The following is a 26078-nucleotide window of genomic DNA, read 5'->3' as shown; positions in this document are numbered from 1 at the left end:
ACCGAGCCCGCACTCTAAAAGTTCCAGTCCTGTACGGGAAGGAAGCGAATCGAGCTTGCATATACGCAGCTTGAATGACTGGATGAAGGAAGGACTGCTAGCGGGGTGGCTAGGCAACAGAAAAGCGGGCCTGCACCAAAGACTTGGCACAGGCCCGCTCAAACACGGCCCATCAGCCCATCAGGCCAAGACAGGCCGAGTCAGGCTCTCAATTTGGTGCGAAGCAGTACAGCAGACCAGCGCCGCCGGTGGACACCAGGTTCGCCTGGCTGCAACCCCGGCTGCCATGGGTGGAGTTCCACGAGGTGTTGCCGCCGCCAGTGCGGTCATGGTGACCCAGTTGCACCGAGCCTTCGGCGCTGCTGCTGTAGTTGCGGCAGGTCTTGTCGGCTGCATCGGTGAACGCGCGTCCGTCTGGCTGGGAGCCGGTCAGGATGTCATGTTCATTGGGGCGGTCACCCACACCTTTGACCGGTTCGTTCTTCTCGGTCAGCGCGGTGGCACGGGTCAGGTTGTTGCCCAGGCGGGCCTCATCCAGCGTGTCGCCGTGCAGATGCGAGAGATTTTTGGCGACGACCGCACCGCGCACATTGGTCCAGGGGCCGTTGCCGATGCGGTCGCGGGCGTTGACGGCCGGCTGGCCGTCCAGCGCCTGCGTGCTCAGATAGGCGCGCCAGGTTTTGCCGCCCTGCCCCGCCGCTGCGGCAAGCTTCTGGCAATGTGCATCGGCACCGGCCAGGCCGCCCAGGTTGGCGCCGTTACCGGCACCGCTGCTGGTCACGAAGAAGCTGAAGTCTTTGACCGCCGCGGGCGTGGCCGGCGCTGATGCTGGCGTCGCCGCAGTAGCCGGTGCAGTTTGGGCTTGCACAAAGCCGCAAAGACCCAGCAAGGCTGCGGCCAGCAGGGTTTGTTTGAGGGACATGTTCTTGCGCATCATCAGTCTTTCGCCTTGTAGTCATCGTGGCAGGCCTTGCAAGTGCGGCCCAGCTTGCCGAACTGCTCTTTGGTCTTGGCCGGGTCACCCAGCAAGGCGACTTCGGCCAGGGCATTGGCTTCGCGGCTGAAGTTGGCGGAATACTCGGCCACCTTGGAGCCGGCGGCCCAGAGCTCGGCCTTGGCTGCGGTGTAATGCCAGCCCTTGCCGGTGTCGGTGCCGGCTGGGAACAAGGAACCCAGACCGGAGTTGGCGAGAGCAGCGATGGTGTTGGCGGCCTTGATGACCTCGTCCTTGTTGTACTGGCCCTCAATATTGGCCTTGACGCGGCCGTTGTTCCAGGCGATCACCTGGTAGGCCGACTGGCGCCACTTGATCTGCTGTTCGGGCTTTGGCGCTGCTTGCGCGCTGGCGGCTCCGCTGGCAGCCAGGGCGCTGAAGGCCAGGCTGGCCAGCAAGGCGAGTTTGAAGGAGCTTGTTTTCATCTACGGGGTCCTAGGTGGGTTGAGGGAAAAAGGGGATTCAGAAAAAAACACGGGGCGCCATCATTTGGCCCGGCCGGCATAACCTGCCGTTTGCGTGGCAATCTTGTAAGCGGCGCCGCGGCCCACGACATACAGCGTGGACTTATCCTGCCCGGCGAAGGCAAGGTTTTGCGGTGCTCGCGGCAACGTGATAACGCCTTGCGCCTCACCCTTGGCATTGAAGACCTGAATGCCCACGGTGCTGGCGACGAAAAGCCGACCCTGGGCATCGACAGCCAGGCCATCGGCGCCGCTGCTGGTTTGGCCGTTGTCGAGCTTGCGCCAGCCTTCGAGCTTGGCGAAGTTGCGACGCGGGCCGATGCTGCCGTCGGCGCGCAAGTCATAGGCCAGCACATATTCGCCGGCGGTGTCGGCTACATAAAGCGTCTTCTCATCCGGGCTGAGCTGGATGCCATTCGGGCGGATGATGTCGGCCGCCAGGCGTTCCAGCTTGCCGGCCGCACTGATGCGGTACACGGCGGCGACCGCATTCTCGGGCTCGCCCGGTTTGGCGATGACCCCCGAGTCGGTGAAGTACACATTGCCTCGGCTGTCCAGCACCAGATCATTGGGTCGGCCAAAAGGCTTGCCTTCCCAGCTGTCGGCCAAGGTGCGGGCCTTGTCGAGCGGGTAGACGACGCCGACGCGGGGCTTGTCCACCTGCACTGCATAGAGCTCGCCGCTGGCGCTCAGCCCCAGACCGTTGGAGCCATTGCTGTTCTCCAGAAAGGGGCTGGTCTGGCCATCGGCCGCAATGCGGGTGATGCGTTTGTCTTGCGTCTCGGTGAAGATGAAACCACCGTCGGGCAGGCCCAGCGGGCCTTCGGTGCCCTTGAAGCCCTGCTTGATGAACTGCACCGGCGTGCCGGCCGCCACCACACCGGCGATGGCCGGGGTTTGGGTAGCCGTGTCGGCCGGCGGCTGATTGGCTGGAGGGGTTTGCTGGGCCTGGGTACTGGCCGTTAGGAGCGCGGCGGCTGCGGCCAGCAAATGTCGGGTGGGGCCAAAGGCAAAGAGAGTCATGGGGGAGATTTTCTTGTGGTTCAAAGGGCGGAGAGATGAGAGATCAAGGCGTCGATGTCGGCATCGCTGAGCTGGCGTGCCACCGGGCCCATCACGGCAGGGGCGACCTCGCTGCGCGAGCCATCACGCAGGGTCCAGAGCTGGCGCTTCAGGTAATTCAAGTCCTGGCCGGCCAGCACCGGTGCTGCTTGGCCAGCGATGCCACGCCCTTGTTCGCCATGGCAGGCGGCGCAGGCGGCGATGCCCTTTGCAGCGTCGCCCTGAGTGAGGAGTTGCTCGGCGCGCGCATTCAGGCCGGACCCCGCTCCGCTGCTGCCACGCATGGGCGGTAGCGACGCAAAATAAGCCGCGATGTCTTGCAAGTCCTCGGTGCTGACGGTGCGCGCCATCAAGGCCATGCTGGCGTTGTCGCGCTTGTTGCTGCGGAAATGCTCGATCTGGCGCAACAGGTAGTCGGCCGGCTGGCCCGCCAGCTTGGCAAAAATACCTTCGCTGTGATGAGCCGGGCCCTGGCCGTTCTCGCCATGGCATTCGAAGCAGCGCTCGGTGTCGCCCTTCTCATGGCCCAACTGGGCGCTGGGCTGGCGAGGCTGAAGCGCGACAGGAGCCGCCACCTTGGCCTGCACTTTCGCTTGCGCCTTGGGAACGGGCTTGGCGGCTGCCCAAGCCATGCCTGCGGGCAGGGCAAGTCCGATGCAGAGCCAGGCCGCCGCGTTTGCTAGGGAATGAATCATCAATGAGCGAAGCTGGAAAGGTTCGAAGTAAGTGAAGAAGGGTCAGGTCTTGCTTCCAGCATCAGCTCAGCGTTTCGAGGCCGACGACAGTTTTTGCACCGTCTGCAGCGCTTGGGCCACGTTCTCGGCCGGCGTCAGGCCGCCCAGCGTGGCGGCGATGCGGCCGTCCGGAGTGACCACAAAGGTGGTGCGCTCGGCAAAGCCATGGTCGATGTCTTGGCCGCGCGAGTCCTTGCGGCCGGCCGCCGCCTCGCGCACATTGAGCTCGTAAGCGCGGGCGATCTTGCCGTCGGCATCGCTGGCCACCGAGAGCTTGCCGGCGCAGTAATCCGGGTCGGCGGAGAATTCTTTCAGCCGGCCAATGCTGTCCAGTGACAGCCCGACCACCGTGGCACCGGCCGCTTTGAACTGGTCGATCTGGGTGGCAAAGGTATGGGCCTGAATATTGCACCCACCGGTATAGGCCGAGGGGTAGAAGTACACGACGACCGGGCCGGCTTTCAGCGCGTCTTTCAGCGCGTAGCTATAAGCCTTGCCGGCCAGCGCAGCCTCGACCTTGAAGTCAGGGGCGAGGTCGCCGGCCTTCAGTGCAGCTTGGCTGGGCAGGACGATGGCCAACAATGTGGTGAGCAAAGCAAGTTTGAGTTTCATGTTGAGGATCTTTCTCTTTTCAGGATTTTTTGTAGAAGGTGTGGCAGCTGCGGCAGGCACGCGAAATCGCGGTGGCCGAGTCGGTGGCGGCATCGAATTGGCTGGCGCCTACTTGCTTGATGATGGCGGCGCTGAGTTCCTTGCTTTTCTTGGCCAGCTCTACCGCATCCAGCGCGTCGCCCTTGGCGCTGAAATGCGCCTCGACTTGTGCGAACAGCGGCTGCAGTTCGCGCGCGTCCGAGCTGCTGGCCTTGACGTCGCGAAGCGCAATATTCGAGGCCAGGCTTTTGTTCAAGTCCTCGATGGTTTGCATCAGGTCAATGTCCAGCTCGCCCTCTGCGGAGCCGGCCAGGCCGCAAGCCAGGCTCAAGCCCAGGCTGAGCAATAGCCGAGGCGCCCAAGCGGCGAGCCCCGGGCGGCGAATTCTTGTGGATCTGTTCAACATAGTTATTGGATCGAAACGAATGGAGCGAAGCGAATAAAGCGAATTGGGCGAATTGAGCAAACAAAGGCAGCATGCGTAGAAATTAAAGGTTAGGCCCGCAGGCCATGTATAAGCACCTGCGGGCATCCCCCTACTTCCTCTCCTTCTTCATCTTCCTCCCCTTCTTCCTTCCTCTCGCTTCTTCCTTCCTCTCGCTTCTTCCCTTCCTCTTTGCTAAGCCAGCAATTCCTTGATGACCTTGCCGTAGACCACCGTCGGGCGCTCGGAGCGGCCGTTGTTCAGATAAGTGGTCTTCAGATGGTCCAGTCCCAGGAGCTGCAGCACGGTGGCATGCAGGTCATAGGTGTCGACCGCGGTGTCCTTGTCGGCCACTTGCAGGCCGATCTCGTCGGTGCCGCCATAGGTCGTGCCGGCCTTGACGCCGCCGCCGGCCAGCCAGGTCGTGTAGCCCCATGGGTTGTGGTCGCGGCCGGAGCCGCTTTCGCCCCAAGGCGTGCGGCTGAACTCCGAGGTCCAGACCACCAGGGTCGACTCCAGCAGGCCGCGCGACTTCAGGTCAGCCAGCAGACCGGCGATCGGCTTGTCCACCATCTTGGCCATCACGCCATGGTTCTCATCCAGGTTGTTGTGCGCGTCCCAGCTGCGGCGGTTCTCGTTTTCCGAACCCTTGGGATAGCCGGACACCACTTGCACAAAGCGCACACCGCGCTCGACCAGGCGGCGCGCGCGCAGCAGAACCTCGCCATAGCTTTCGCTGACCCTATCGTTGATACCGTCGATGCCGTAAAGCTTTTTGGTAGCGTCGCTTTCCGTCGCCAGGCTGACCGCATCGGGCGCGGCCTCTTGCATACGCTCGGCCAGCTCATAGGCACGCAAGCGCGCGCGCAACTCGCTGTCGTTCGGGTAGCGCGCCGCGCTGCTGGTGTTCAAGTGCTTGAGCAGGTCCAACTGGCTGCGTTGCTGCTTGGCCGTGCGCAGCTCGGGGCGATCCAGATAGAGGATGGGCGAATCGCCCTCGCGGAAGGCCGTGCCCTGGTAGACGGCGGGCAAGAAGCCCGAGTTCCAGTTCTGCGAGCCGGCACTGGGTTCACGGTCGCTGTTGTACAGCACCACGTAGGGCGGCAAATTCGGGTTGGCGCTGCCCAGCGCATAGCTGACCCAGGCGCCCAGCGAAGGCCGACCGGGGTTCAGATCGCCCGTGTTGAGCTTGAGGATGGAGATGTCATGCGTGGCGCCTACCGTCACGCTGGACTTGATGAAAGCGATCTTGTCGGCATGCTCGGCCAGATTCGGCAGCAGATTGGAGAACCAGGCACCGCTTTCGCCGTACTGCTTCCAGGTCCGCTCTTTCGACACCCAGAGCTTGTTGACGCCGCCCTGGGTGCTGGTCTTGATGCCCTTCATGAAGGAGGCCGGCACGGCTTGGCCGGCGAGCTTTTGCAGCTCGGGCTTGTAGTCATACAGGTCCAGGGTGCTGGGCGCGCCGTTTTGATGTAGCCAGATCACCGATTTGACCTTGGTGCCGAAATGCGGGCTCTTGGGCGCCAGCGGATCGGCTAGCTCGGAAGCCAGTGCCGCCTGGAATCCGCCCAGGCCGGGGATCAAGCCAGACAGAGCCAGGCCGGCGCCGCCGGTGCGGAGGATGAAGTCGCGTCTTGCGTTGTTATTGCTCATTGCTTTTTCTCGTCGATGTTTGTTGAATGAAGGGCGTTCAGAACCGGTACGCAAAATCGTTGGAATTGGCCACCGTGTGAACCAAGTCCACAAAGGCCGCGGCACGCAGCGGGTTGCCCGCCGCATCGGCCTGCTTCAGGCCGGTAGGCACGGCCACTTCAAACTTGCCGCCGCTCAGGCTCTTGCTGGCGATCAGCTTCTCCTGTTGGTCCAGGAAGGCCACCAGCGCCGCGCGTTCGGCCTTGGTCGGCACGCGGGCAAACAAGGTCTCGTACAAGCGGTCAAGCTGAGCGTTCTCGTCGGCCTTGCCGCCCTTGCTGCTCTTGATCGCTTCATTGATGACGCGGCCGGCCAGTGCTTGCGACCAGGCGAAGGTCACATCGCTGTTGAACAGCGTCAGCGCCTGCAGCGGCGTGGTCGTCACATCGCGCTTGTGATGCGGCTGCACCGGGTTGGCTGGGTCGAAGTTGACGGTCAAGGGGTAAGGCACGCTGCGGCGTACAAAGGTGTAGATACTGCGGCGGCGCGATTCGTCATCATTGCGCGGCTCTTGCCAGAGATTGCCGGCGCCGAGCTGCTTGGGCACGGGCGGGAACACGCCCGGGCCACCGACCTTGTCGACCAACTGACCCGAGGCAAAGAGCAGCGAGTCACGCAGCTCTTCCGCTTCCAGACGCTTGCGCGGGAAGACGGCCAGCAGCTTGTTTTCCGGGTCGATCTTGACCACTTCCTTGCGCTCGTCCGAGGACTGGCGATAGGCGCTGGACAGCAGAATTTCGCGGTGCAGCTGCTTGACGCTCCAGCCCTTCTTGACGAAGTCGGCGGCCAGCCAGTCCAGCAGCTCCGGATGCGTGGGCTTGGCGCCGGCACGGCCGAAGTCCTGTACCGTCGTGATCAGACCCTTGTCGAAATACTGGCTCCAGATGCGGTTGACATAGACGCGTGCGGTCAGCGGGTTTTTGTCGTTAGTCAACCAACTGGCCAATGCGGCGCGGCGACCCGAGCTTTTATCCGTGGGCACGATTTCGGGCTGAGCGCCACCGGCGAGCCACAAAGCCGGAATGCCGGGCTTGACCTCGTCGGTGGGCTTTTCATGCACACCGCCAAAGCGCACAAAAGTCGGCGGCACTTCCTTGCTCAGCTCCAGCGCGGTGGTGAAGTTATTGGTCAAGCCTTCGTTGGCAGGTTTTGGCTTTTGCTTATCGAACTTGGCCAGCTCGGCGCTCAGCCTTTGGTATTCCTTCCAGTCGGCCACGACTTCGGGCGTGTGCGCCTCGAAATTGCTGTCTTCGCCGGCCAGGCGCAAATAAGCCTGCGCCGCCTGTGTATCGGTGGAGACATGCTTGTGGCGGAAATTGACCCAGCGGTCCAGCGCCGTCCATTCCTGCTCGGGCTTGAACAAAGCATCGCGGGTGTCGGTCAGATAGCGCTCTTTTTGGTATTTGACGCCGGCGGCGGTGTACTTTGCCGTGAGCGCGCGCTGCTTGTCGCGGATATCCTTGGTCAGCGCCTGATAGGCTTTTTGCGCCTTGTCGAACTCGGGGTCGACGGCGGGCTTTTCCTTCAGCGCGGAGCGGTCCTCAAACGATGTGTTGGCAAAAAAGGCCTGCAGCTGGAAGTACTCCTTCTGGCTGACCCGATCGGCCTTGTGGTTATGGCAGCGGGCGCAACCGATGGTGCTGGCCAAGAGGGTCTCGCCGACCAGGTCGGTGATGTCGGTCTCGATCTGGTATTTGCGCTGCACCATATCGCGCGAATTGGCGTTGTCCGGATAACCGGCGATGAAGCCGGTGGCAATCTTGGCCTCCTGGTCATCCGGATAGAGCTCGTCACCGGCGATCTGCTCCTTCACAAAGCGATCAAAGGGCTTGTCCTTGTTGAAGGCATTGATCACATAGTCGCGGTACAGATAGTTATTGGGCCGCGTGGTGTCGTTCTGAAAACCTGAGCTGTCGGCATAACGGGCCAGGTCCAACCACCGTCGCGCCTGGCGCTCGCCGAAATGATGCGAGGCCAGCAGCCTGTCGGCCAGCTTCTCGTAAGCCTGCGGCGACTTGTCCTCGACAAAGGCTTTGACCTCTTCGGGCGTGGGCAGCAGGCCCCAGGCATCCAAGGTGGCGCGGCGGATATAGGCGCCACGCTCGGCATCCTTGCTGGGCTTGAGGCCGGCGGTTTCCAGCTTGGCCAGCACGAAGGCGTCGACGGGAGAGCGCACCCACTGAGCCGCTTTGACCGTGGGCACGGCAGGTGCTTGCACCGGCCCGTAAGCCGACCAGGCTTTGGCTGCGGCGGGTTTGGCGCTGGCGGCCGCATCCAGAGCAGCAGCTTTTTCCGGTGCTGCCCAGGCCGATGACAGCGCGAGCAAACCCAGTGCAAGCGAAAAATACAGTTCTTTTTTCTTATTCATGCGTTGACCTCAATCACCTATTTGAGTTTCAAAGATTGGATGGATAGACAGGCTGACAAAACTCTCTGTGACTGAGGTCTTGGTTAGCAAGCTCCGTGCCTGTTTTAAATATTCTGAAATCAAATGAAAAACCAAGCTAAGCCCTTGATTCATCAATATATTCAAAGAGCGCATGAGCTCATTTGATTTATGCAGCCAGTAATTCAACAGCATTCGCTGGTTTTTCAACACCTAGATGCGTGAGCTGCTGCCCTGGCAGCAGCGCTCACACAATGAATTTACCGAGGTCTTGCGAAAAATCGACTGCTGTTTTCTCAACAGCGAAACTCACTTTGCTGCTGCCGCGCTGTTGAATTTTCAGCAGCAGAAATCTCTGAGATTCATAGATTGACTCAGGGATTCAAGTAGCGGTCGAAAACAAGGCAAAAACTCAGATGTTTCTGGCCTGTTGCGCATATGTATATAAGCTTTTCTGCTAGGCACGGCCTGTGCTTATGAGTTCGTTGTACGCAGTTTCAAACTCGACAACAGCACAACCCATAACCAAGAGCAGGTCCTCAGTGAGCAACAAGCATTTCTCTATCCCGTCAAACAACCGCCGCGCCCAAGCCGGCTTCCGTCTGGCACCGATCGCCCTGGCCTTTGTGGGCCTGTTTGGCAGCGCCTCGGTCTTTGCACAAACGGCCGCGACCGAAGCCGCCAACACAGGCACCACAGGCAACACAGCCAAAGCCGCCGACACCGCCAAGGCGGCAGATGCAGCCAGCGGCAGCGATGCCCTGGCTCTGGACGGCATCACCGTACGCAGCCGCGTGCGTATCGAGCGCTTGCAAGATGTGCCCTTGTCGATCTCGGTCGTGCAAGGCACGGAGATCGAACGCCTGAGCGCCTACGGCATCGAGGCCGTGACCCGCCGCGCGGCCAATGTGTCCTGGAACCTGGGCAACCAGCGCACCAGCAGCATCGCAATCCGAGGCATCGGCAAGGTCGGCCAGACCGAGGCGCAAGACCCCAGTGTCGGCGTCATCGTGGACGGCGTGGCCTATGCCTACAACGCGCTGACCTCCAGCTTTGACTTCGTCGACATCGACACGGTTGAAGTTACGCGCGGCCCGCAGGGCACCTTGCTGGGCAAGAACAACAGCGTCGGTACGCTGATCTTCAATACCCGCAAGCCGTCCTTCACTTCGACGGCCGACTACAAGCTGGAGTTCCGCCAGGACCGCGGCCTGTTCGCCTCGGCCGCTGCCGGCGGCGCCGTCATCGATGACTTGCTGGCCTACCGGGTGGCCTTCTCGGTCAATCGCGGCGAAGGCGATATCAAGAATATCTACAACCCCGACGTCACCTACACCAACAAGGACCGCGTGTCCGGGCGCTTGCAATTCCTGCTGACGCCAACCCAGGATTTCAACGCCCGCTTGTCCTTTGACTTGCAGCCACGCGCCGGCGAGTCCACCAACGGCCGCAGCTTCAGCAAGCCCACCCCCCCGACCTATTTGAACGGCGAGCCGGTGGCTACAGCGGTTTCAAAGTTTGAGCGGCGCTGGTTCAAGGACAACAAGGCCTACTCGCCCGAGCTGGCTGACAACAACATCATCAACGACGCGGCTCGCCCGCTGGTCACCGGCAGCAAGGGCGCTACCGCCGACCTGAACTGGAACGTGGGCAGCCATACGCTGACCTCGATCACCGCTTACAAGGACTACCACTTCAACGCCTATAACGACGAGAACTCGCCGTTTGATATTGCGCGCAATGCCGGCGGCTACTGGAACGATTACAGCCAAGTCAGCCAAGAATTCCGCATCACCTCGGCCACCGGAGGCTTCGTCGACTATCAAGCCGGGCTGTATTTGCTGAGCGTCAAGAACGACGCCACCTATAACAAGGGCTTCGGCAACGACGCTGGCGCCAACCTGGCCAGTGACGCGCAATACGCCGCCCTCGACGCCGATGGCAATGGCCGTTATCTGCTGCAAAGCTCACTCGCTCATCTGCGCGGCGGCTTGAGAGATACCGGCGGCGTGCAGGCCATTCAAAACAAGAGTGCGGCGATTTTTGGTCAGGCCAACTGGAATCTCAGCCCGGCTTGGACCGTAACCACTGGCGCGCGCGTCACCCGCGAAGACAGGCAGAACACCGTCGGCTCGCGCATTTTTGAGAACGGCAGCGCGCCTGAGCTGAATGCTTCGTCCATCAATGGCGTCAAGCTCGGTGGCTTTGACTCGTTCTGGAACAACGGCAAGACCGACAAATGGGCCTTGAACGGCAATACGGTGGCCGCTGGCACCCCCGGTGCCACCCTGGTGGCAGCCGGAAAATACGCGCTGACGACCGACAGCCGTGACGCTGCAGCAGTCGCCACCGGCCAAAAGCAAGCCGACTTCGCGGCCAAGAAGTACTTCAACGCCGCCAACTGGGCCGCCTTGACCGACGCGCAGAAGAAGCAACTCTTTTACGCGCAAGCGATCCGCAAGGCTGCCGTCGGCGTGCTGTCCAATGATGTGGAAGCCACACCGTACAAGGCGACCCAGCCGACCCTGCTGCTGAGCCCGAGCTACAAGGTCAACCCGGATGTCACGACCTATGCCTCCTTCCAGCATGGCGAGAAGGCCGGCATCGCGCAGGTCTACAACGGCAAGCCTTACGCGGTTGAAGCCGAGAAAACCGACAGCTTCGAGCTCGGCGTGAAGTCGGCGCTGCTGGGTCGCAGCTTGATTCTGAATGCTGCCGTCTACCAGTCCAGGATCACCAACTACCAACAGTTGGTGCGGGTGATTGATGACTACGCGACCGAACAGGCGGTGGCCGCTGATCCGAAGGCGATTCCCGTCTACGCCGGCATCACCGGCAATGTGCCGCGCGTGAAGCTCTACGGTCTGGAACTGGACGGCTTCTACAGCGGCATCAGGAATACCACGCTGCGCTTCTCGGGCGCACTCAACAACGTCACTTACGACAAGTTCCCTAATGCGGGCTTCCCGGTTGAAGAAGGCAATGTGGCCGTGCCGGCGGGCAAGGATTTGAGTGGTCGCCAGTTGCCCGGCGCGCCGAAGTACAGCTTCAATGTCGGCGGCGACTACAACCTGCCGGTGGCGGGCGACAAGATTGTGCGCGGCAGCGTCAATCTGGCCTATAGCAGCAGCTACTACTCGGATAACGCTTTGTCGATCTATTCGGTGATCCCGTCCAGCTATGTGGTCGATGCCGGCATCGGCTTTGGTCGGCGCGACAAGGGCTTCGAAGTGATGTTGCTGGCCAAGAATTTGCTGAATGACAAGACGCCGCAGTCGCAGACATGGAACAGCACTTCGCCGGCGGTGCCGCGCTCCTTCGCGATCTCGTTCACCGGCAAGATCTGACCTTAGCCGTTTGAAGCCCTGCGCTGTTGCGGTCGCAGCAGCACAGGGTCACTCACTGCTCGAATAACAGCAGCCATCGCCCAATGTGCTGTTGAAAACGAAGCAAATCAGCGCAAGCGCCCAGCAAAAAAGCTGGCGCGGATTTTGCGTACAAGGCTTGAAGCCACCTCTAGCCATCCAAGGTTCAGCCATGAAAAAGACTTTCAGCGCCGCCGTTTTATTGGGTCTCTCGACCCTGTCCGTCCATGCGGCCGAAACCACTTCCGTGCCGGCAGAAGCCGCCGTCGCCAAAGCCCCTGCCGCCAAGGCCTGGGCCTATCAGCCCGTGCAGCGTCCCGCTGACCCTGAGGTCAAGCTCAAGGGCTGGGTGCGTTCACCGATTGACGGCTTTGTGTTGGCCAAACTGGAGGCCAAAAACCTCAAGCCCTCGCCCGAGGCCGACCGTGCCACCTTCATCCGCCGCGCCACGCTGGATGCCTGGGGCTTGATCCCGACGCCCGAAGAAGTCAAGGCCTTCGTCAATGACAAATCGCCCAAGGCACATGAGAAGCTGATCGACCGCCTGCTGGCTTCGCCGCGCTATGGCGAGCGCCAGGGCCGCCGCTGGCTGGACCTGTCGCGTTATGCCGACAGCGACGGCTACAACGCCGACGGCACCCGCCCGAATATCTGGCGCTACCGCGACTACGTGGTCAATGCCTTCAACCAGGACAAGCCTTTTGATCGCTTCATCAAGGAACAGATCGCCGGTGATGAGCTCTGGCCCAATAACACCGAGGCCCTGGTGGCGACAGGTTTTCTGCGCAACTTCCCCGACGAAGTCAATGCGCGCGACCTGAATCTGAAGAAGCAAGAAGTCGCCAACGACCTGACCGACACGGTCGGCTCGGTCTTCCTCGGCACCACCTTCAATTGCGCGCAATGCCACGATCACAAATCTGACAAGATCACGCAAAAAGAGTATTACCAATTCCAGGCCTATTTCGTCAATGCCAGCTGGCGCGATGACGTCAAGCCGCTGCAGGGCAAGGAGCTGGCCGACTACGACCTCAAACTGAGCAAATGGGAAGAGGCGACCAAGGACATCCGCGCCCAGCAGGACGCCTTGCTCAAGCCGGTGATCGAAAAAGCCGAGAGCGACCGCCTGTCAGGCTTTGTGCCCGCGACGCGCGAGTCCATCACCAAGCCCGCCGCCGAACGTAACGCCTATGACCGCTGGATCTATCACCGCAATCTGTGGACGCTGCAGGGCCGCACCCGCAATGCCGCCACCACGCTGAAGACCAAGGACAAGGAAGCCTATGCCAAGTACGAGGCGCTGGCAGCCGAGCTGAAGAAGTTCGACCATCTGAAGCCCAAGGACCCTGGCCAAGTCTCCACCATGACCGAACTCGGCCATGCCGATGCGCCGCCGACTTATGTGTTGTTCAAGGGCATTTTCGACCAGCCCCTGGCCGAGGTGCAGCCCGGTGTGCCGGCGCTGCTGAGCAGCAAGCAGCCCGAGATCAAGCCCTTTCCTAACTCATCGGGTCGACGTGCCGCCTTGGCCGACTGGCTGGCCAGCGCCGATAACCCACTGACCTCGCGCGTCTATGTCAACCGCCTGTGGACCGAGACCTTCGGCACCGGCATCGTCGACACGGTCAGCGACTTCGGCCGCATGGGCTCCAAGCCCACGCACCCCGAGTTGATCGACTACCTGGCGAGCAACTTCGTCAAGAACGGCTGGAGCGTCAAGAAGCTGCAAAAAGAGATTTGGCTGTCGGCCGTCTACCGCCAAAGCTCGCTGCCACGCACTGACACGCAGGTGATTGACCCGGCCAACAAGCTGCTGTGGGCCTTCCCGCGCCAGCGCCTTGAAGCCGAACAGCTGCGCGACTCGCTGCTGGCCGCCTCCGGCCTGCTGGAAGAAAAGCTCGGCGGCCCGGCCGTCTACCCTCCCCTGCCGCCGAATATGGACATCGGCGGCCAGCGCCAGGCCTGGCCCACCAGCGAGAACCCGCATGACCACCACCGCCGCAGCCTCTATGTCTTCGTGCGCCGCAACACGCCCTACCCGCTCCTGGACACTTTCGACTGGGCCAACCCGCAGCTGGTGCACAACAAGCGCGAAGTGACCACCACCGCGCCGCAAGCCTTGACCCTGTTCAACAGCGATCTGGTTTATGACTGGTCCAAGGCGCTGGCCGGCCGCGTGATCCGCGAGGCCCCGAGCAGCGAGACGGCGCAGATCGAGCGGCTGTATCAGATCCTCTATGCCCGCGCACCTGAGAAGGCCGAAGTGGCCCGTCTGCAAGGCTTCTTGAACGCCCAGGAGGCGATCACGCAGAAGCAGATCGCCGACGGCAAAAAGCTGCCCAAGCCGGAAGGTTTTGGGGTCAGCGAAGACGCCAGCAAGCAGATCGACAAGTTCTACCAGGCGATGCTGGGCCGCAGCGCCGACCGCTTCGAGCGCGCCTCCTTCGTCAAACATCTGGAGACCCAGCAGGAAAAACTGGCCAAAGCACAGCCTGGCGATGAAGAAGGCGATGACGCAGCCGCCGGCGGCACTGCCGCCAAAAAGGCCGGAGCCAACAAACTCAATCCGGCCCGCGCCGCCGCCTTTGTGGACATGGTGCATGCGCTGGCCAATGCCAATGAATTCACCTACCGCTTCTAAGCGATCCAAGGACATCAACATCATGAGCAACACGACCTCCCGTCGCAATTTCCTCGGCCAAGCCAGTGCCGCCGCAGCGGCCGCCAGTGGGCTGACCGGCCTGGGTATCTCAGGCGCCGCCTGGGCTTCCGAGCTTGACGACCCGCAAGCACCGAAGCAGCCGCATTTCCCGGCCAAGGCCAAGGCCGTCATCTGGCTGCATATGGCCGGCGCGCCCAGCTCGCTGGACCTGTATGACTACAAGCCCGATCTGATCAAGCTGAATGGCAAGCCGCTGCCGGACTCCTTCGCCAAGAATCTCAAGACCGCCACCGATGGTGGCGTGGGCAATCTCTTGGCCACCAAGCGCACCTGGAAGCAATACGGCGAGACGGGCGCCTGGGTCTCCGATTGGTTGCCCAATATCGCCAAGCAGGTGGACGACATCGCCTTCTTGAAGGGCAGCAAGACCGATGGCAGCACCCATGTGATCGCCTCGCTCAAGCTGCACACCGCCGGCCTGGTGCCGGGCCGCCCGGCTTTGGGCGCCTGGGTGCAATATGCGCTGGGCTCCAACAACCCCGACTTGCCCGCGTTTGTGGTCCTGCCCACCGGCAAGGGCGCGGCCGGTGGCGGCCGTGGCCAGGTGATCTGGAGCTCGGGCTTTTTGCCGGCGGTGTTCCAGGGCACGGCCTTCCGCCAGGGCGATTCGCCGATCCTGCATCTGGCCCGCCCGGACCTGGTCAGCGATGACGCGCAGCGCAATGCACTGAGCCTGCTGAAGGAACTCAATGAGCGCCAATCGGGTAAATACGCCGGCGACACCGAGTTGCAAGCCCGCACCAAGAGCTATGACATGGCTTACCGCATGCAAACCTCGGCGCCTGAGGCGGTGGACCTGAGCAAGGAATCGGCCGCCACCAAGGCGCTCTACGGCATCGGCACCAAGGAAACCGACGAGTACGGCACAGCGCTCTTGCGCGCACGCCGCTTGGTCGAGCGCGGTGTGCGTTTCGTGCATTGCATCTCCGGCGCGCCCGACAACTCGGTCGACAGCTGGGACGCACACAACGGCATCGAGCGCAACCACAGCGTGATGACCAAGCAGGTCGACAAGCCGGTGGCCGCCTTGCTGGCCGATCTGAAGGCGCTGGGCCTGCTGGAAACGACACTGGTGGTCTGGACCAGCGAGTTCGGCCGCACGCCGTACGGCCAGAGCGGCAACGGCCGTGACCACAACCCCTGGGGCTATACGCAATGGGTGGCCGGTGGCGGCATCAAGCCAGGCACCTATGGCGCGACGGACGAGGTCGGCCTACGCGCGGTCAGCGGCATCGTCGACACCTACGACCTGCAAGCCACCATCCTGCATCAGCTCGGCCTGGATCACAAAAAGGTCACTTTCACCTACCAGGGCCGCGCCGAGCGTCCCGCGACGGTGTTCGGCGAAGTGGTGAAAGACATCCTCGCCTAATTTTCAGCCACGCCATTGAAGCCCGGTGATGTTTCACCGGGCTTCGTTTTGTGGGCTTTACCAATTACAACTTTTGCTTGTTTGCTTATGCCTAGGTTTGCTGTATTTCTTCTCGTCACGCTGATGATTTTGGTCGGCCCCGCGGGCTCGGCCGGTTACGAGGTCGATGCCGACAATATGCGTGCCATCGAAGACACGATGAAGAGCCTGGATTCGCATGTCGCGCTGAAAGAGGCCAAGTTAGCCGCTCAAGAGGCCAAAGAATTGGTCGGCGCCTTTGAGCAGGTGCAGGCCTATTACGTCGGCAAGGGCGACGCCGCAGACGGTATCGAGATGGCCCGCAAAACCCATGCGCTGGCCAGGCAGATTCTGCAGTCGGTCGAGGCGGGCGATTTTGAAGCGGCCTCCGGCTCGGTCACCCAGCTGGTGCGCAGTTGCAAGGCTTGCCACGACGTTTACAAATGAAACGTCTCTTGCTGGCATGCATGGCCTGGCTTTGCTTGTGCTTTGCCGTGACGGCCAGCTCGGCCACGCAAGGCGGCAGCTTGCTGGACTTCGGCATCTGGATGCGTGCGATCGACAAGCTCAGCGTGACCAGCCAACAGCGTCTGGCGCGCGGCGAATTTGAAGCGGCCGCGACCGATGCCCGCCGCCTGGGCGAGCTGTATGCGCTGATGGAAACCTTCTACCGCCAGCCGGGCCGCCCGCTGGACGCCGCCGCAATCTCGCGCGAAGGCAAAGAGTTGGCCGCGCAGGCGGTGCTGCAAATCCAGGCGCAGCAGATGGATGCCGCCGCCGATGGCCTGCTGAAGATTGCGCGCGCCTGCAACGACTGCCACGACGAATACAAGCCGGTGCGCTGAAGCGCCGCAACTGCACTCACACGAACCTCATCTTTCTCCATGAACCCGTCCCCAAACAAGCCAGCTCCACCTAAATCAAGCGGGCAAAGAGCCCTGCCCTGGGCCATCGCCACCTTGCTGGCCTTGGGCGCTGGCGGCGCCTGGTGGGCCTATGCCCAACAACGCGGCGAATCGTCCGCTTCCTCAGGCAGCAACGCCTCGGCCAGTGGCGCGGCCAGCGCGCCAGGCAAGCCCGCCAGCGGCGCCCGCTTTGGCGGCGGCCGCGTCCAGCCGGTCAGCGTGGCGAGCGTGGCCAAACGCGATATCCAGGTCACGGTCAGCGCCATCGGCACCATCTCGGCCGCCAATACCGCCGTGGTCAAGGCCAAGATCGAGGGCGAACTCAAGCGCATCCATTTCAAGGAAGGCCAATGGGTGAAGGCCGGCGCGCTGCTGGCCGAGCTGGACGACCGGGCGCTGCAAATCAATCTGGCGCAGACCGAGGGCCAGCTGGCGCGCGACCAGGCCTTGCTGCAAAACGCAAGGCTGGACCTAGAGCGCTTCCGCGAGCTGTTGGCCAAAGACGCAATCGCCAAGCAGCAGGTCGACACCCAAGCCGCCCAGGTGCGGCAATTGCAAGGCACGGTGCAGATCGGCCAGGCCTTGGTGGACAACGCGCGCCTGCAACTGTCCTACACCCGCATCGTGGCGCCGATCGAGGGCCGGGTCGGCCTCAAGCAGGTGGACCTGGGCAATGTGCTCAAGCCCGGCGATGTGGGCGGGCTGATCAGCATTGCGCAGAGCAAGCCGGTCAATGTGGTGTTCGCCGTGCCCGACATCCATTTGCGCCGCCTCAATGAACAACTGGCCGCCGGCCAAAAGCTGCAGGTCGAAGCCTGGGACCGCGAGGGCCTGCGCCGCTTGGCCGTCGGTCAGCTAGGCAGCAGCGACAACGCCATCGATGCCGCGACCGGCACCATCAAGCTGAAGGCGGCGTTCCCGAATGCCGACCTGTCGCTGTTCCCGAACCAATTCGTCAATGTGCGCCTGCAATTGGCGACGCTGGAGAACCAGTTGGCCGTGCCCGCCGCAGCGCTCTTGCGCGACGGCCAAGGCAGTTACGTCTACCGCGTCGGCGAGGACAAAACGGTCAGCGTGCAGCGCGTGCAGGCCGGCGCGAGCGACCAGGGCTGGGTGAGTGTGCAAGGTGCCGGCTTGCAAGTCGGCGAGCGCATCGTCACCGACGGCGTGGACCGCTTGCGCGAAGGCTCGCAGGTCGAAGTGATCAAGCCGCAGTTCAAGGACGGACAGCCCGAGCGTGGTGGCGGGCGCGGCGGCAAGCGCGGGCAGCGCGGTGCTGACGCTGCCAGTGCGCCGGCAGCGGCCTCTAGCGCTGCACCCGCCGCTGACAAAGCGCCCAAGGAGACGGCTCGGAACGAGCACCAGGGCGGCGATGGCCGAGCCAGTGGTCAAGGTGGAGGCCAAGGTGCTGGCCAAGGCGGGCCGAGCGGCCCCGAAGGTTCTATCAGCCGCCTGCCGCCCGAGCTGGCCGAGAAGCTGCGCGCGATGAGCCCGGACGAGCGCCGCGCCTTCATCGAGCAGCGCCGTGCTGAACGCGCCAAGCGCGAGGCAGGTCAGTGAGATGAATCCTTCACGGCTATTCATCGAGAGGCCCGTCGCCACCACCTTGCTGATGCTGGCGGTGCTGCTGTCCGGCCTGCTGGCTTATCGGCTGCTGCCGGTCTCGGCCCTGCCCGAGGTGGACTACCCAACCATCCAGATCACCACCCTCTACCCCGGCGCCAGCCCGGAGGTGGTTGCCTCCGCCATCACCGCGCCGCTGGAGCGCCAGTTCGGTCAGATGCCGGGCCTGGCCCAGCTCAGCTCCAGCAGCTCGGGCGGCGCCTCAAGCATCACCTTGCGCTTCGCGCTGGAGGTCTCGCTCGACGTGGCCGAGCAGCAGGTGCAGGCGGCCATCAATGCGGCCAGCAGTCTGCTGCCGGCCGATCTGCCGATGCCCCCGGTCTATAACAAGGTCAATCCGGCCGATGCGCCGGTGCTCAGCATCGCCATCACCTCGCCCTCGCTGCCGGTGATCAAGGTCCATGACCTGGTGGAAAACCGGCTGGCGCAGAAGATCTCGCAAGTGCCCGGCGTCGGTCTGGTCAGCATCGCCGGCGGGCGCCGCCCTGCCGTGCGCATACAGCTCAACCCCGGCTCATTGGCCACGCTGGGCCTGAGCAGCGAAGACGTGCGCCAGCTGATCAATAACGCCAATGTCAATCAGCCCAAAGGCAGTTTTGACGGCGTGGCGCGGGCCTCGACCATCGACGCCAATGACCAGCTGCGCAGCACGGCGGATTACGCCAATCTGATCCTGGCCTACAGAGGAGGCAATCCAGTGCGTTTGCGCGATGTGGCCAAGCTGGTTGATGACGCTGAAAACGTCCGTTTGGGTGCGTGGGCAAGCGTGTGTGCCCCCACGGATGCTTCGCATCCTCCCCCCGAGGGGGCGCTCGACTGCCTTGGGGCGGCCCGGCGGCTGTCGATGACCCAAGGCGTCATCCTCAATGTGCAACGTCAGCCCGGCGCCAATGTGATCGAGACAGTGGACCGCGTGAAAGCCTTGCTGCCGGTGCTCAAGAGCACGCTGCCGGCATCGGTCGATGTGGCCGTGCTGAGCGACCGCACCGTGACCGTGCGCGCCTCGGTGGCCTCGGTTCAGCATGAGCTGTTCCTTGCCATCGCGCTGGTGGTGATGGTGATCTTTCTATTCCTGCGTAACGCCTCAGCCACGCTGATTCCGGCGGTGGCGGTGCCGCTGTCCCTGGTCGGCACGCTGGGCGTGATGTATCTGCTGGGCTTCTCGCTCAACAACCTGACCTTGATGGCCTTGACCATCTCAACAGGCTTCGTGGTTGACGATGCGATCGTGATGGTCGAGAACATTGCCCGCCATGTTGAGGCCGGCGAAAGCCCCTTGGCCGCCGCCTTCAAAGGCAGCCGTGAAATTGGCTTCACCATCATCTCGCTGACCTTCTCGCTGATCGCGGTCTTGATCCCGCTGCTCTTCATGGGCGATGTGGTCGGCCGGCTGTTCCACGAGTTCGCCATCACGATGGCGGTGGCGATCCTGATCTCGGCCGTGGTCTCGCTGACACTAACGCCGATGATGAGCGCACGCCTGCTCAAGCCCGAACATGACGCGGCGCAGCATGGCCGGCTCTTTCTGGCCGTGGGCCGCGGCTTTGATGCCTTGATTGCGCTGTATGGCCGCGCGCTCAACTTGACCCTGGCGCATCAGCGCATCACCCTGGCCGGCTTCGGCTTGACGCTGGCCGCCACGGTGGCACTGTACTTCTGGGTACCCAAGGGCTTTTTCCCACAGCAAGACACCGGCGCCATCCAAGCCATCACCGAGGCGGCGCCCAGCATCTCCTACCCGGCCATGGCAGCTCAACAGCAGCGCCTGGCAGCTCTGGTGCTGGCTGACCCGGCGGTGGAGTCGGTGGCCTCCTTCATCGGCGTGGACGGCAGCAATGCCACGCTCAACAGCGGCCGCCTGCTGATCAGCCTCAAACCGCATGATCAGCGCGAGGCCAATGTGGCCGAGGTGATGACGCGCCTGCAAGCGGCCAGCCGCGAGCTGCCCGGCATTGCGCTCTATATGCAGCCGGTGCAAGACCTCAGCATCGAGGATCGCATCGCCAAGACCCAGTTCCAGCTCAGCCTGAGCTCGCCCGACTTGGCCGAGCTGGCCAGCGCCAACACTCGCTTGCTGGAACGCCTGCGCCAGCTGCCGCAGCTGCGCGATGTGTCCAGCGATCTGCAGCAGAACGGTTTGCAAGCCTTTGTCGAGATCGACCGCGACGCAGCCGGCCGCCTGGGCGTCAGCGTCGCCGCCATCGACGCAGCGCTCTACAACGCCTATGGCCAGCGCCTGGTGTCCACCATCTACACCCAGTCGGCGCAGTACCGCGTGGTGCTGGAGACCGATCCGGCCTTGCGTAGCAGTGCATTCAGCCTGGACGGACTCTATGTGCCGGCAACCGGCGGCGCGCTGCTGCCGCTGAGTTCGGTGGCGCGTTTGAGCGAACGTCCGACCGCCTTGGCCTTGAACCGCTTGGCGCAGTTCCCGGCCGCGACGCTGAGTTTCAACTTGGCACCCGGCGTGGCACTGGGCGACGCCGTCGACGCGATCCGCGCGGAGCAGGCGGCGCTGGCCCTGCCGGCCACCGTGCAGAGCAAGTTCCAGGGCGCGGCGCTGGCTTTCGAGGCTTCGCTGGGCAATACGCTCTGGTTGATCCTGGCGGCGGTGGTGACCATGTACATCGTCTTGGGCGTGCTGTATGAGAGCTTCATTCACCCGCTGACGATTCTGTCCACCCTGCCCTCGGCCGGCGTCGGCGCGCTCTTGGCGCTCAAGGTGGCGAATCTGGAGCTGGGGCTGATTGCGGTGATCGGCATCGTGCTTTTGATCGGCATCGTGAAGAAGAACGCCATCATGATGATCGACTTTGCGATCGAGGCGCAGCGCGACGGCACGCTGTCGCCGCGCGAAGCGATCTACCAGGCCTGCCTCTTGCGTTTTCGGCCCATCTTGATGACCACGCTGGCGGCACTCTTGGGCGCCCTGCCGATGATGTTGGGCAGCGGGGTCGGCGCCGAGCTGCGCCATCCGCTGGGCGTGACCATGGTGGGCGGCCTGATCGTCAGCCAGCTCTTGACGCTATTCACCACGCCGGTGATTTATCTGCAGTTTGATGCGCTGACCAAGCGCTTCGGTCGCGGCCGAGTCAGCAAGGCGGTGGCATGAATTTTTCGGCGCCCTTCATCCGCCGGCCGGTCGCCACGACGCTGCTGACCTTGGGCCTGCTGCTCTTGGGCGGCTTGGCCTATCTGCTGCTGCCGGTGGCCTCCTTGCCCGAGGTTGACTCGCCCACCATCTCGGTCTCTGCCAACTTGCCCGGCGCCAGCGCCGAAACCATGGCCGCCACCGTGGCCACGCCGCTGGAGCGCGCCTTGGGCAGCATTGCCGGCATCACCGAGATGACGTCCACCTCGTCCCAAGGCAGCGCGCGGGTGACGCTGCAGTTCGACCTCAGCCGCAATATCGACGCGGCCGCGCGCCAGGTGCAGGCCGCCATCAATGTGGCACGCGCGATGCTGCCCAGCGGGCTGCCGGGCAACCCGGGCTATCGCAAGGTCAACCCGTCCGATCCACCCATCATGATTCTGGCGCTGCGCTCCGATACGGTGCCCGTCAAGCAGTTGTTTGATGTGGCATCCACCGTGCTGGCGCAGCGAATCGCGCAGGTGCGCGGCGTCGGCGATGTGGGCCTGGCCGGTGGCTCGCTGCCGGCGGTGCGTATTGCCGTGGACCCCAACAAGCTCAGCGCCCAGGGCCTGTCGCTGGAGCAAGTGCGCCAGGCGGTGGTGGCCAGCAACGCCAATCGCCCCAAGGGCTATATCGAGGAGTTGGATGGCAATGAAGAAGAAGGAGGCGGCCGCCAATGGCAAATTGCCGCTAACGATCAAGCCGCACGGGCGGCCGACTATGCACCGCTGGTTTTGAAGGTTCGCGATGGCGCCGTCGTGCGCCTGCAAGACGTGGCAGAGGTCAGCGACGCGACCCAGGACGTGCGCGCCTACGGCCTGGCCGACGGCGCGCGCGCCATCATCCTGCGCATCCAGAGAGCGCCAAATGCCAATGTGCTGGAGACGGTGGACGGCGTGCACGCCCTCCTGCCGCAGATGCGCGCCGGCCTGCCCGAGGGCGCCCGCCTCGACATGATGATGGACCGCACCTTGACCATACGCGCCTCCTTGCGCGAAGTGCAGATCACACTGCTGATCTCGATCGCCCTGGTGATCGTGGTGGTCTATGCCTTTTTGCGCAGCCTGCGCGCCACGCTGATTCCGGCCGTGGTGGTGCCGGCCTCGCTGGCGGGCACCTTGGCCGTGATGTACCTCTTGGGCTATACGCTGGACAACCTCTCGCTGATGGCCTTGACCGTGGCGACCGGCTTTGTGGTGGACGACGCGATCGTGGTGATGGAGAACATCAGCCGCCATCTGGAACGCGGCAAGACGCCGCTGCAGGCGGCGCTGGACGGGGCACGCGAAATCTGGTTCACGGTGGTGGCGATCAGCCTCTCGCTGATCGCCGCCTTCATCCCAATTCTGTATATGGGTGGCTATATCGGCCGGCTGTTCCGCGAGTTTGCGGTGGTGCTGTCGGTGGCGATTCTGGTGTCCATGTTGGTGTCGCTGACGGCCACGCCGATGATGGCGGCGCGTTTGATGCGCGCCGAGTCGGCCAGCCCCAAAGCGCCTGGATTCTGGCAACGCCTTCTGCGCCGCCTGCAGCGCGGCTACCGGCGCAGCCTGCGCTGGACGCTGCGCCATCAGCCTGTGGCGCTGCTGGCGCTGGCGGGCGTGATCGCGCTGAATGTCCACCTCTATCAAATCATCCCCAAAGGCTTCTTCCCGCAGCAGGATGTGGGCCGGCTGATCGGCGGCATCAATGCCGACCAGGGCAGCTCCTTCCAGGCCATGCAGGGCAAGATGGACGCCTTCATGGAGATCTTGCGCGCCGACCCGGCGATCGCCCATGTGACCATCAGCACCGGCGGCGGCCAGAGCAATGGCGCCCAGGTTTTTGTGGCGCTCAAGCCCTTGGCCGAGCGCAAGGAATCGGTTGATGTAGTGCTAGACCGGCTGCGCCCCAAGCTGGCCAAGGTGCCCGGTGCAGCGCTCTTCCTGCGTGCCGGCGCCGACATTCGCATCGGCGGGCGGCAGTCGGACTCCGAATACCAGTTCACCTTGCAGGCCGATGAGCTGAAGGAGTTGGCGACCTGGGAGCCGCGCATCCGGCGCGGCATGAGCGAGCTGAAAGAGCTCACCGACGTCAGCGGCGACCGCCAGGACCGTGGCCTGCAAACCAGCCTGGTGATAGACCGCGACGCCCTGGCCCTGCACGGCATCAGCATGCGCGATCTCAGCACCGCGCTGAACAATGCCTTTGGCCAGCGTCAGGTCAGCGTGATCTACAACCCGCAAAACCAGTACCGCGTGGTGATGGAGTTAGCGCCCGAGTATCTGCAAAGTGCGGAGGCGCTGCAAAACCTGTTCCTGACCGCGCGCGGCGGCGCGCAAGTGCCGCTGGCCGCCTTGGCGCGCATAGAGCCGACGCTGGCGCCGCTGTCGGTTGCGCATGACAAGGGCACGCCGGCCACCACCTTGAGCTTCAATCTCGCCACCGGCGTGTCGCTCTCGCAAGCAACCGCCGCGATCGACAACTTGGTGGCCGAGCTGGGCGTGCCGGTGGCGGTGCGCGGCGTTTACAGCGGCACGGTCAACGCGTTTCAGGCCACGCTGGCGGATCAGCCCTGGTTGGTGCTGGCAGCGATGATCACCATCTACATCCTGCTCGGTGTGTTGTATGAGAGCCTGCTGCACCCGATCACCATTTTGTCCACCCTGCCCTCGGCCGGCGTGGGCGCGCTGTTGGCGCTGATGGGCTTGGGTTTCGAGTTCTCCATCATCGCGATGATTGGCGTGGTGCTCCTGATCGGCATTGTGAAGAAGAACGCCATCATGATGATCGACTTCGCGATTGCGCGGCAAAAGCTGGCGGCGCAGCAGGGGCGTGAGCTGCGCGCCTCGGTGGCGATTTACCGAGCCGCGCATATGCGATTGCGCCCGATTCTGATGACCACTTTTGCCGCACTGTTCGGCGCCCTGCCGCTGGCCATAGGCATGGGCGTGGGCTCGGAGTTGCGCCAACCGCTGGGCATTGCGGTGGTGGGCGGGCTTTTGCTGAGCCAGTTGCTGACGCTCTACACCACGCCGGTGGTCTATATCTGCATGGACCGCTTGCGCTTGCGGCTGGCGCGGCTGCTGCGGCGCGCTCCTGGCCACCCAAGGGCCTTACCTGTCTCGATCTGAACCATGTCCTCTCTATTGAATTCTTCCCAAGCTCGTCTGGCGCTGTATGGCGCCCTCGGCCTGCTGCTGAGTGCTTGCAGCCTGCCACGCAGCGCCCAGCTGGCCGCACCGCAACAGCCAGCACAGTTCAAGCAAAGTGCCCCGGCAGTTGGTGCAGCAAGCACCACAAGCGACACCGAAGCCATCCCCGCCGCCTGGTGGCGCTTGTACCTAGACCCGACCCTGGATGCGCTGCAAGCCCAGTTGATCATCGGCAACGAGAACCTGAAAGCCGCGCTGGCCCAAGTTGACGCGGCCCGTGCCGCGCTGGGTCAGGTGCGCGCCGCGCAGCAGCCGCAGCTGGGCGGCAGCTTCAACGTCAACCGTGCCGACACCGGCAACGGCGCGCAAACCAATGCCCGCGCCGATCTGGCTGCCAGCTGGGAGCTTGATCTCTGGGGCCGCCTCAAACAAGCCAGCCTGGCCAGCGAGGCGCGCTTGCAGGCGAGCCAAAATGACTTGGCGGCGCTGCGCCTGTCGGCCCAGGCGACCTTGACGCAAAGCTATTTCAGCCTGCGCGTGGCCGAAGCCCAGCAGGCGCTGATCGCGCGCAATATCAGCGCTTTTCAGCGCTCGCTGGACATGACGGTGGCGCGCTACCAAGCCGGCGTCGTGGCAGCCACCGATGTCTTGCAGGCCGAAACTCAGCTCAAGAACGCGCAGGTGCAAAGCCTGGACACGAATAACCAGCGCGCGCTGGCCGAACATGCCATCGCCGTGCTCTTGGGCCAGGCCCCGGCGCAGCTGAGCCTCAAGGAAACCGCCAAGTTACCGCTGCCGCCCAGCACGCCCGAGCTGCTGCCGTCCACCCTGCTGCAGCGCCGCCCCGATATCAACGCAGCCGAACGCCGCGTCGCCGCCGCGCAATCCCAAGTCGGCGAGGCCGCGCTGGCCTTCTTCCCCAGCGTCAGCATCTCGGCCGGCGCGGGTTTGCGCGGCCCTGGTTTGCAAGACCTGTTCAATGCGCCGACGCTGCTGTGGTCGCTGGGCCCGGCCTTAGCACAAAAGATCTTGGACGGCGGCGCCCGCGACGCCGCCCATGCGCAGGCAATAGCGCAGGCCGAACAGGCCGGCGCCGTCTACCGCCAACTGGTGCTGCAGGCCTTTCAAGAGGTCGAAGACAACCTGTTCCTGAGCCGCCAGCTACAGGCCCAGGCGGGGCTGCAGGCCGAAGCGCTCAGCGCGGCTCTGCGCAATTTGGACATTACGCAAGAGCAATACCGCGTCGGCACGGTCAGCTTCCTCAATGTCGTGGTGGCGCAAACCGCCGCGCTCAATAGCGAGCGCAATCTGCTCGACCTGCAAAGCCGGCAACTGACGGCCAGCAACCAGTTGCTGAAGAATATTGCTGGAAGCTGGTAAAACCACACCCTTAGCC

17 protein-coding genes and 1 pseudogene are annotated in these 26078 nt (G+C 63.3%); 10 read left to right on the top strand and 8 right to left on the bottom strand.

What is annotated here, in order from left to right; translation table 11 throughout:
• Positions 1-208: 208 nt before the first annotated feature.
• The 8 genes and pseudogenes from LNV09_RS16150 to LNV09_RS16115 form a co-directional block, all read right to left on the bottom strand.
• A complete protein-coding gene (locus LNV09_RS16150) occupies positions 209-937 on the bottom strand; it encodes a lectin (RefSeq protein WP_263558087.1) in 729 nt (242 codons plus the stop codon).
• Positions 937-1419 (bottom strand): c-type cytochrome, encoded by a 483-nt coding sequence (locus LNV09_RS16145; RefSeq protein ID WP_263558086.1) that lies wholly within the window; start codon positions 1417-1419, stop codon positions 937-939. Before LNV09_RS16145 ends, LNV09_RS16150 begins: the two co-directional genes overlap by 1 nt.
• Positions 1420-1479: 60 nt before the next feature.
• Positions 1480-2481, bottom strand: a complete 1002-nt coding sequence (locus LNV09_RS16140; RefSeq protein ID WP_263558085.1) for an SMP-30/gluconolactonase/LRE family protein — start codon at positions 2479-2481, stop codon at positions 1480-1482.
• Positions 2482-2501: 20 nt separating this feature from the next.
• A complete protein-coding gene (locus LNV09_RS16135) occupies positions 2502-3215 on the bottom strand; it encodes a c-type cytochrome (protein ID WP_263558084.1) in 714 nt (237 codons plus the stop codon).
• A 207-nt stretch (positions 3216-3422) separates the two neighbouring features.
• Positions 3423-3866, bottom strand: a pseudogene (locus LNV09_RS16130) (redoxin domain-containing protein); the annotation flags it as partial.
• A 19-nt stretch (positions 3867-3885) separates the two neighbouring features.
• A complete protein-coding gene (locus LNV09_RS16125; protein ID WP_263558082.1) occupies positions 3886-4311 on the bottom strand; it encodes a hypothetical protein in 426 nt (141 codons plus the stop codon).
• Between the two features lie 213 nt (positions 4312-4524).
• Complete coding sequence (locus tag LNV09_RS16120) at positions 4525-5985, bottom strand: DUF1501 domain-containing protein (RefSeq protein ID WP_263558081.1); 1461 nt, start codon at positions 5983-5985, stop codon at positions 4525-4527.
• 37 nt (positions 5986-6022) lie between these two features.
• Positions 6023-8392, bottom strand: coding sequence for a DUF1549 and DUF1553 domain-containing protein (locus LNV09_RS16115; protein ID WP_263558080.1), 2370 nt, complete (start codon positions 8390-8392; stop codon positions 6023-6025).
• A 235-nt stretch (positions 8393-8627) separates the two neighbouring features.
• On the opposite strand from LNV09_RS16115, the gene LNV09_RS16110 reads away from it, so the two are divergent.
• The 10 genes from LNV09_RS16110 (at position 8628) to LNV09_RS16065 (ending at position 26062) form a co-directional block, all read left to right on the top strand.
• Positions 8628-8783, top strand: a complete 156-nt coding sequence (locus LNV09_RS16110) for a hypothetical protein (protein WP_263558079.1) — start codon at positions 8628-8630, stop codon at positions 8781-8783.
• A gap of 169 nt (positions 8784-8952) precedes the next feature.
• Positions 8953-11757 carry a TonB-dependent receptor gene (locus LNV09_RS16105; protein ID WP_263558078.1) on the top strand — a complete coding sequence of 935 codons (2805 nt, stop codon included), beginning with the start codon at positions 8953-8955 and terminating at the stop codon, positions 11755-11757.
• A gap of 190 nt (positions 11758-11947) precedes the next feature.
• Complete coding sequence (locus tag LNV09_RS16100; protein ID WP_263558077.1) at positions 11948-14416, top strand: DUF1549 and DUF1553 domain-containing protein; 2469 nt, start codon at positions 11948-11950, stop codon at positions 14414-14416.
• A 22-nt stretch (positions 14417-14438) separates the two neighbouring features.
• Positions 14439-15869, top strand: a complete 1431-nt coding sequence (locus LNV09_RS16095; protein ID WP_263535515.1) for a DUF1501 domain-containing protein — start codon at positions 14439-14441, stop codon at positions 15867-15869.
• 87 nt (positions 15870-15956) lie between these two features.
• A complete protein-coding gene (locus LNV09_RS16090) occupies positions 15957-16334 on the top strand; it encodes a hypothetical protein (RefSeq protein WP_263558076.1) in 378 nt (125 codons plus the stop codon).
• Complete coding sequence (locus tag LNV09_RS16085) at positions 16331-16732, top strand: hypothetical protein (RefSeq protein ID WP_263558075.1); 402 nt, start codon at positions 16331-16333, stop codon at positions 16730-16732. The genes LNV09_RS16090 and LNV09_RS16085 overlap by 4 nt, the downstream gene beginning before the upstream one ends.
• 39 nt (positions 16733-16771) lie before the next feature.
• A complete protein-coding gene (locus LNV09_RS16080) occupies positions 16772-18352 on the top strand; it encodes an MdtA/MuxA family multidrug efflux RND transporter periplasmic adaptor subunit (protein WP_263558074.1) in 1581 nt (526 codons plus the stop codon).
• A gap of 1 nt (position 18353) precedes the next feature.
• Positions 18354-21527, top strand: coding sequence for an efflux RND transporter permease subunit (locus LNV09_RS16075; RefSeq protein ID WP_263558073.1), 3174 nt, complete (start codon positions 18354-18356; stop codon positions 21525-21527).
• Positions 21524-24661 (top strand): efflux RND transporter permease subunit, encoded by a 3138-nt coding sequence (locus LNV09_RS16070; RefSeq protein WP_263558072.1) that lies wholly within the window; start codon positions 21524-21526, stop codon positions 24659-24661. Before LNV09_RS16075 ends, LNV09_RS16070 begins: the two co-directional genes overlap by 4 nt.
• Positions 24662-24664: 3 nt before the next feature.
• The gene (locus LNV09_RS16065) at positions 24665-26062 is read left to right on the top strand and encodes an efflux transporter outer membrane subunit (RefSeq protein ID WP_263558071.1); all 1398 of its coding nucleotides are present in this window, start codon (positions 24665-24667) and stop codon (positions 26060-26062) included.
• Positions 26063-26078: the final 16 nt, after the last annotated feature.

This window comes from Paucibacter sp. B2R-40 (assembly GCF_025717555.1).
Taxonomy (GTDB): Bacteria; Pseudomonadota; Gammaproteobacteria; order Burkholderiales; family Burkholderiaceae_C; genus Paucibacter_A.
Note: the sequence above shows the minus strand (reverse complement) of the source record. Positions and strands in the feature narration are given on the sequence as shown.

Coding starts and splice junctions, on each gene's coding strand:
- LNV09_RS16150 (WP_263558087.1), bottom strand. CDS start 937: ATGATGCGCAAGAACATGTCCCTCAAACAAACCCTGCTGGCCGCAGCC.
- LNV09_RS16145 (WP_263558086.1), bottom strand. CDS start 1,419: ATGAAAACAAGCTCCTTCAAACTCGCCTTGCTGGCCAGCCTGGCCTTC.
- LNV09_RS16140 (WP_263558085.1), bottom strand. CDS start 2,481: ATGACTCTCTTTGCCTTTGGCCCCACCCGACATTTGCTGGCCGCAGCC.
- LNV09_RS16135 (WP_263558084.1), bottom strand. CDS start 3,215: ATGATTCATTCCCTAGCAAACGCGGCGGCCTGGCTCTGCATCGGACTT.
- LNV09_RS16125 (WP_263558082.1), bottom strand. CDS start 4,311: ATGTTGAACAGATCCACAAGAATTCGCCGCCCGGGGCTCGCCGCTTGG.
- LNV09_RS16120 (WP_263558081.1), bottom strand. CDS start 5,985: ATGAGCAATAACAACGCAAGACGCGACTTCATCCTCCGCACCGGCGGC.
- LNV09_RS16115 (WP_263558080.1), bottom strand. CDS start 8,392: ATGAATAAGAAAAAAGAACTGTATTTTTCGCTTGCACTGGGTTTGCTC.
- LNV09_RS16110 (WP_263558079.1), top strand. CDS start 8,628: ATGCGTGAGCTGCTGCCCTGGCAGCAGCGCTCACACAATGAATTTACC.
- LNV09_RS16100 (WP_263558077.1), top strand. CDS start 11,948: ATGAAAAAGACTTTCAGCGCCGCCGTTTTATTGGGTCTCTCGACCCTG.
- LNV09_RS16095 (WP_263535515.1), top strand. CDS start 14,439: ATGAGCAACACGACCTCCCGTCGCAATTTCCTCGGCCAAGCCAGTGCC.
- LNV09_RS16090 (WP_263558076.1), top strand. CDS start 15,957: ATGCCTAGGTTTGCTGTATTTCTTCTCGTCACGCTGATGATTTTGGTC.
- LNV09_RS16085 (WP_263558075.1), top strand. CDS start 16,331: ATGAAACGTCTCTTGCTGGCATGCATGGCCTGGCTTTGCTTGTGCTTT.
- LNV09_RS16080 (WP_263558074.1), top strand. CDS start 16,772: ATGAACCCGTCCCCAAACAAGCCAGCTCCACCTAAATCAAGCGGGCAA.
- LNV09_RS16075 (WP_263558073.1), top strand. CDS start 18,354: ATGAATCCTTCACGGCTATTCATCGAGAGGCCCGTCGCCACCACCTTG.
- LNV09_RS16070 (WP_263558072.1), top strand. CDS start 21,524: ATGAATTTTTCGGCGCCCTTCATCCGCCGGCCGGTCGCCACGACGCTG.
- LNV09_RS16065 (WP_263558071.1), top strand. CDS start 24,665: ATGTCCTCTCTATTGAATTCTTCCCAAGCTCGTCTGGCGCTGTATGGC.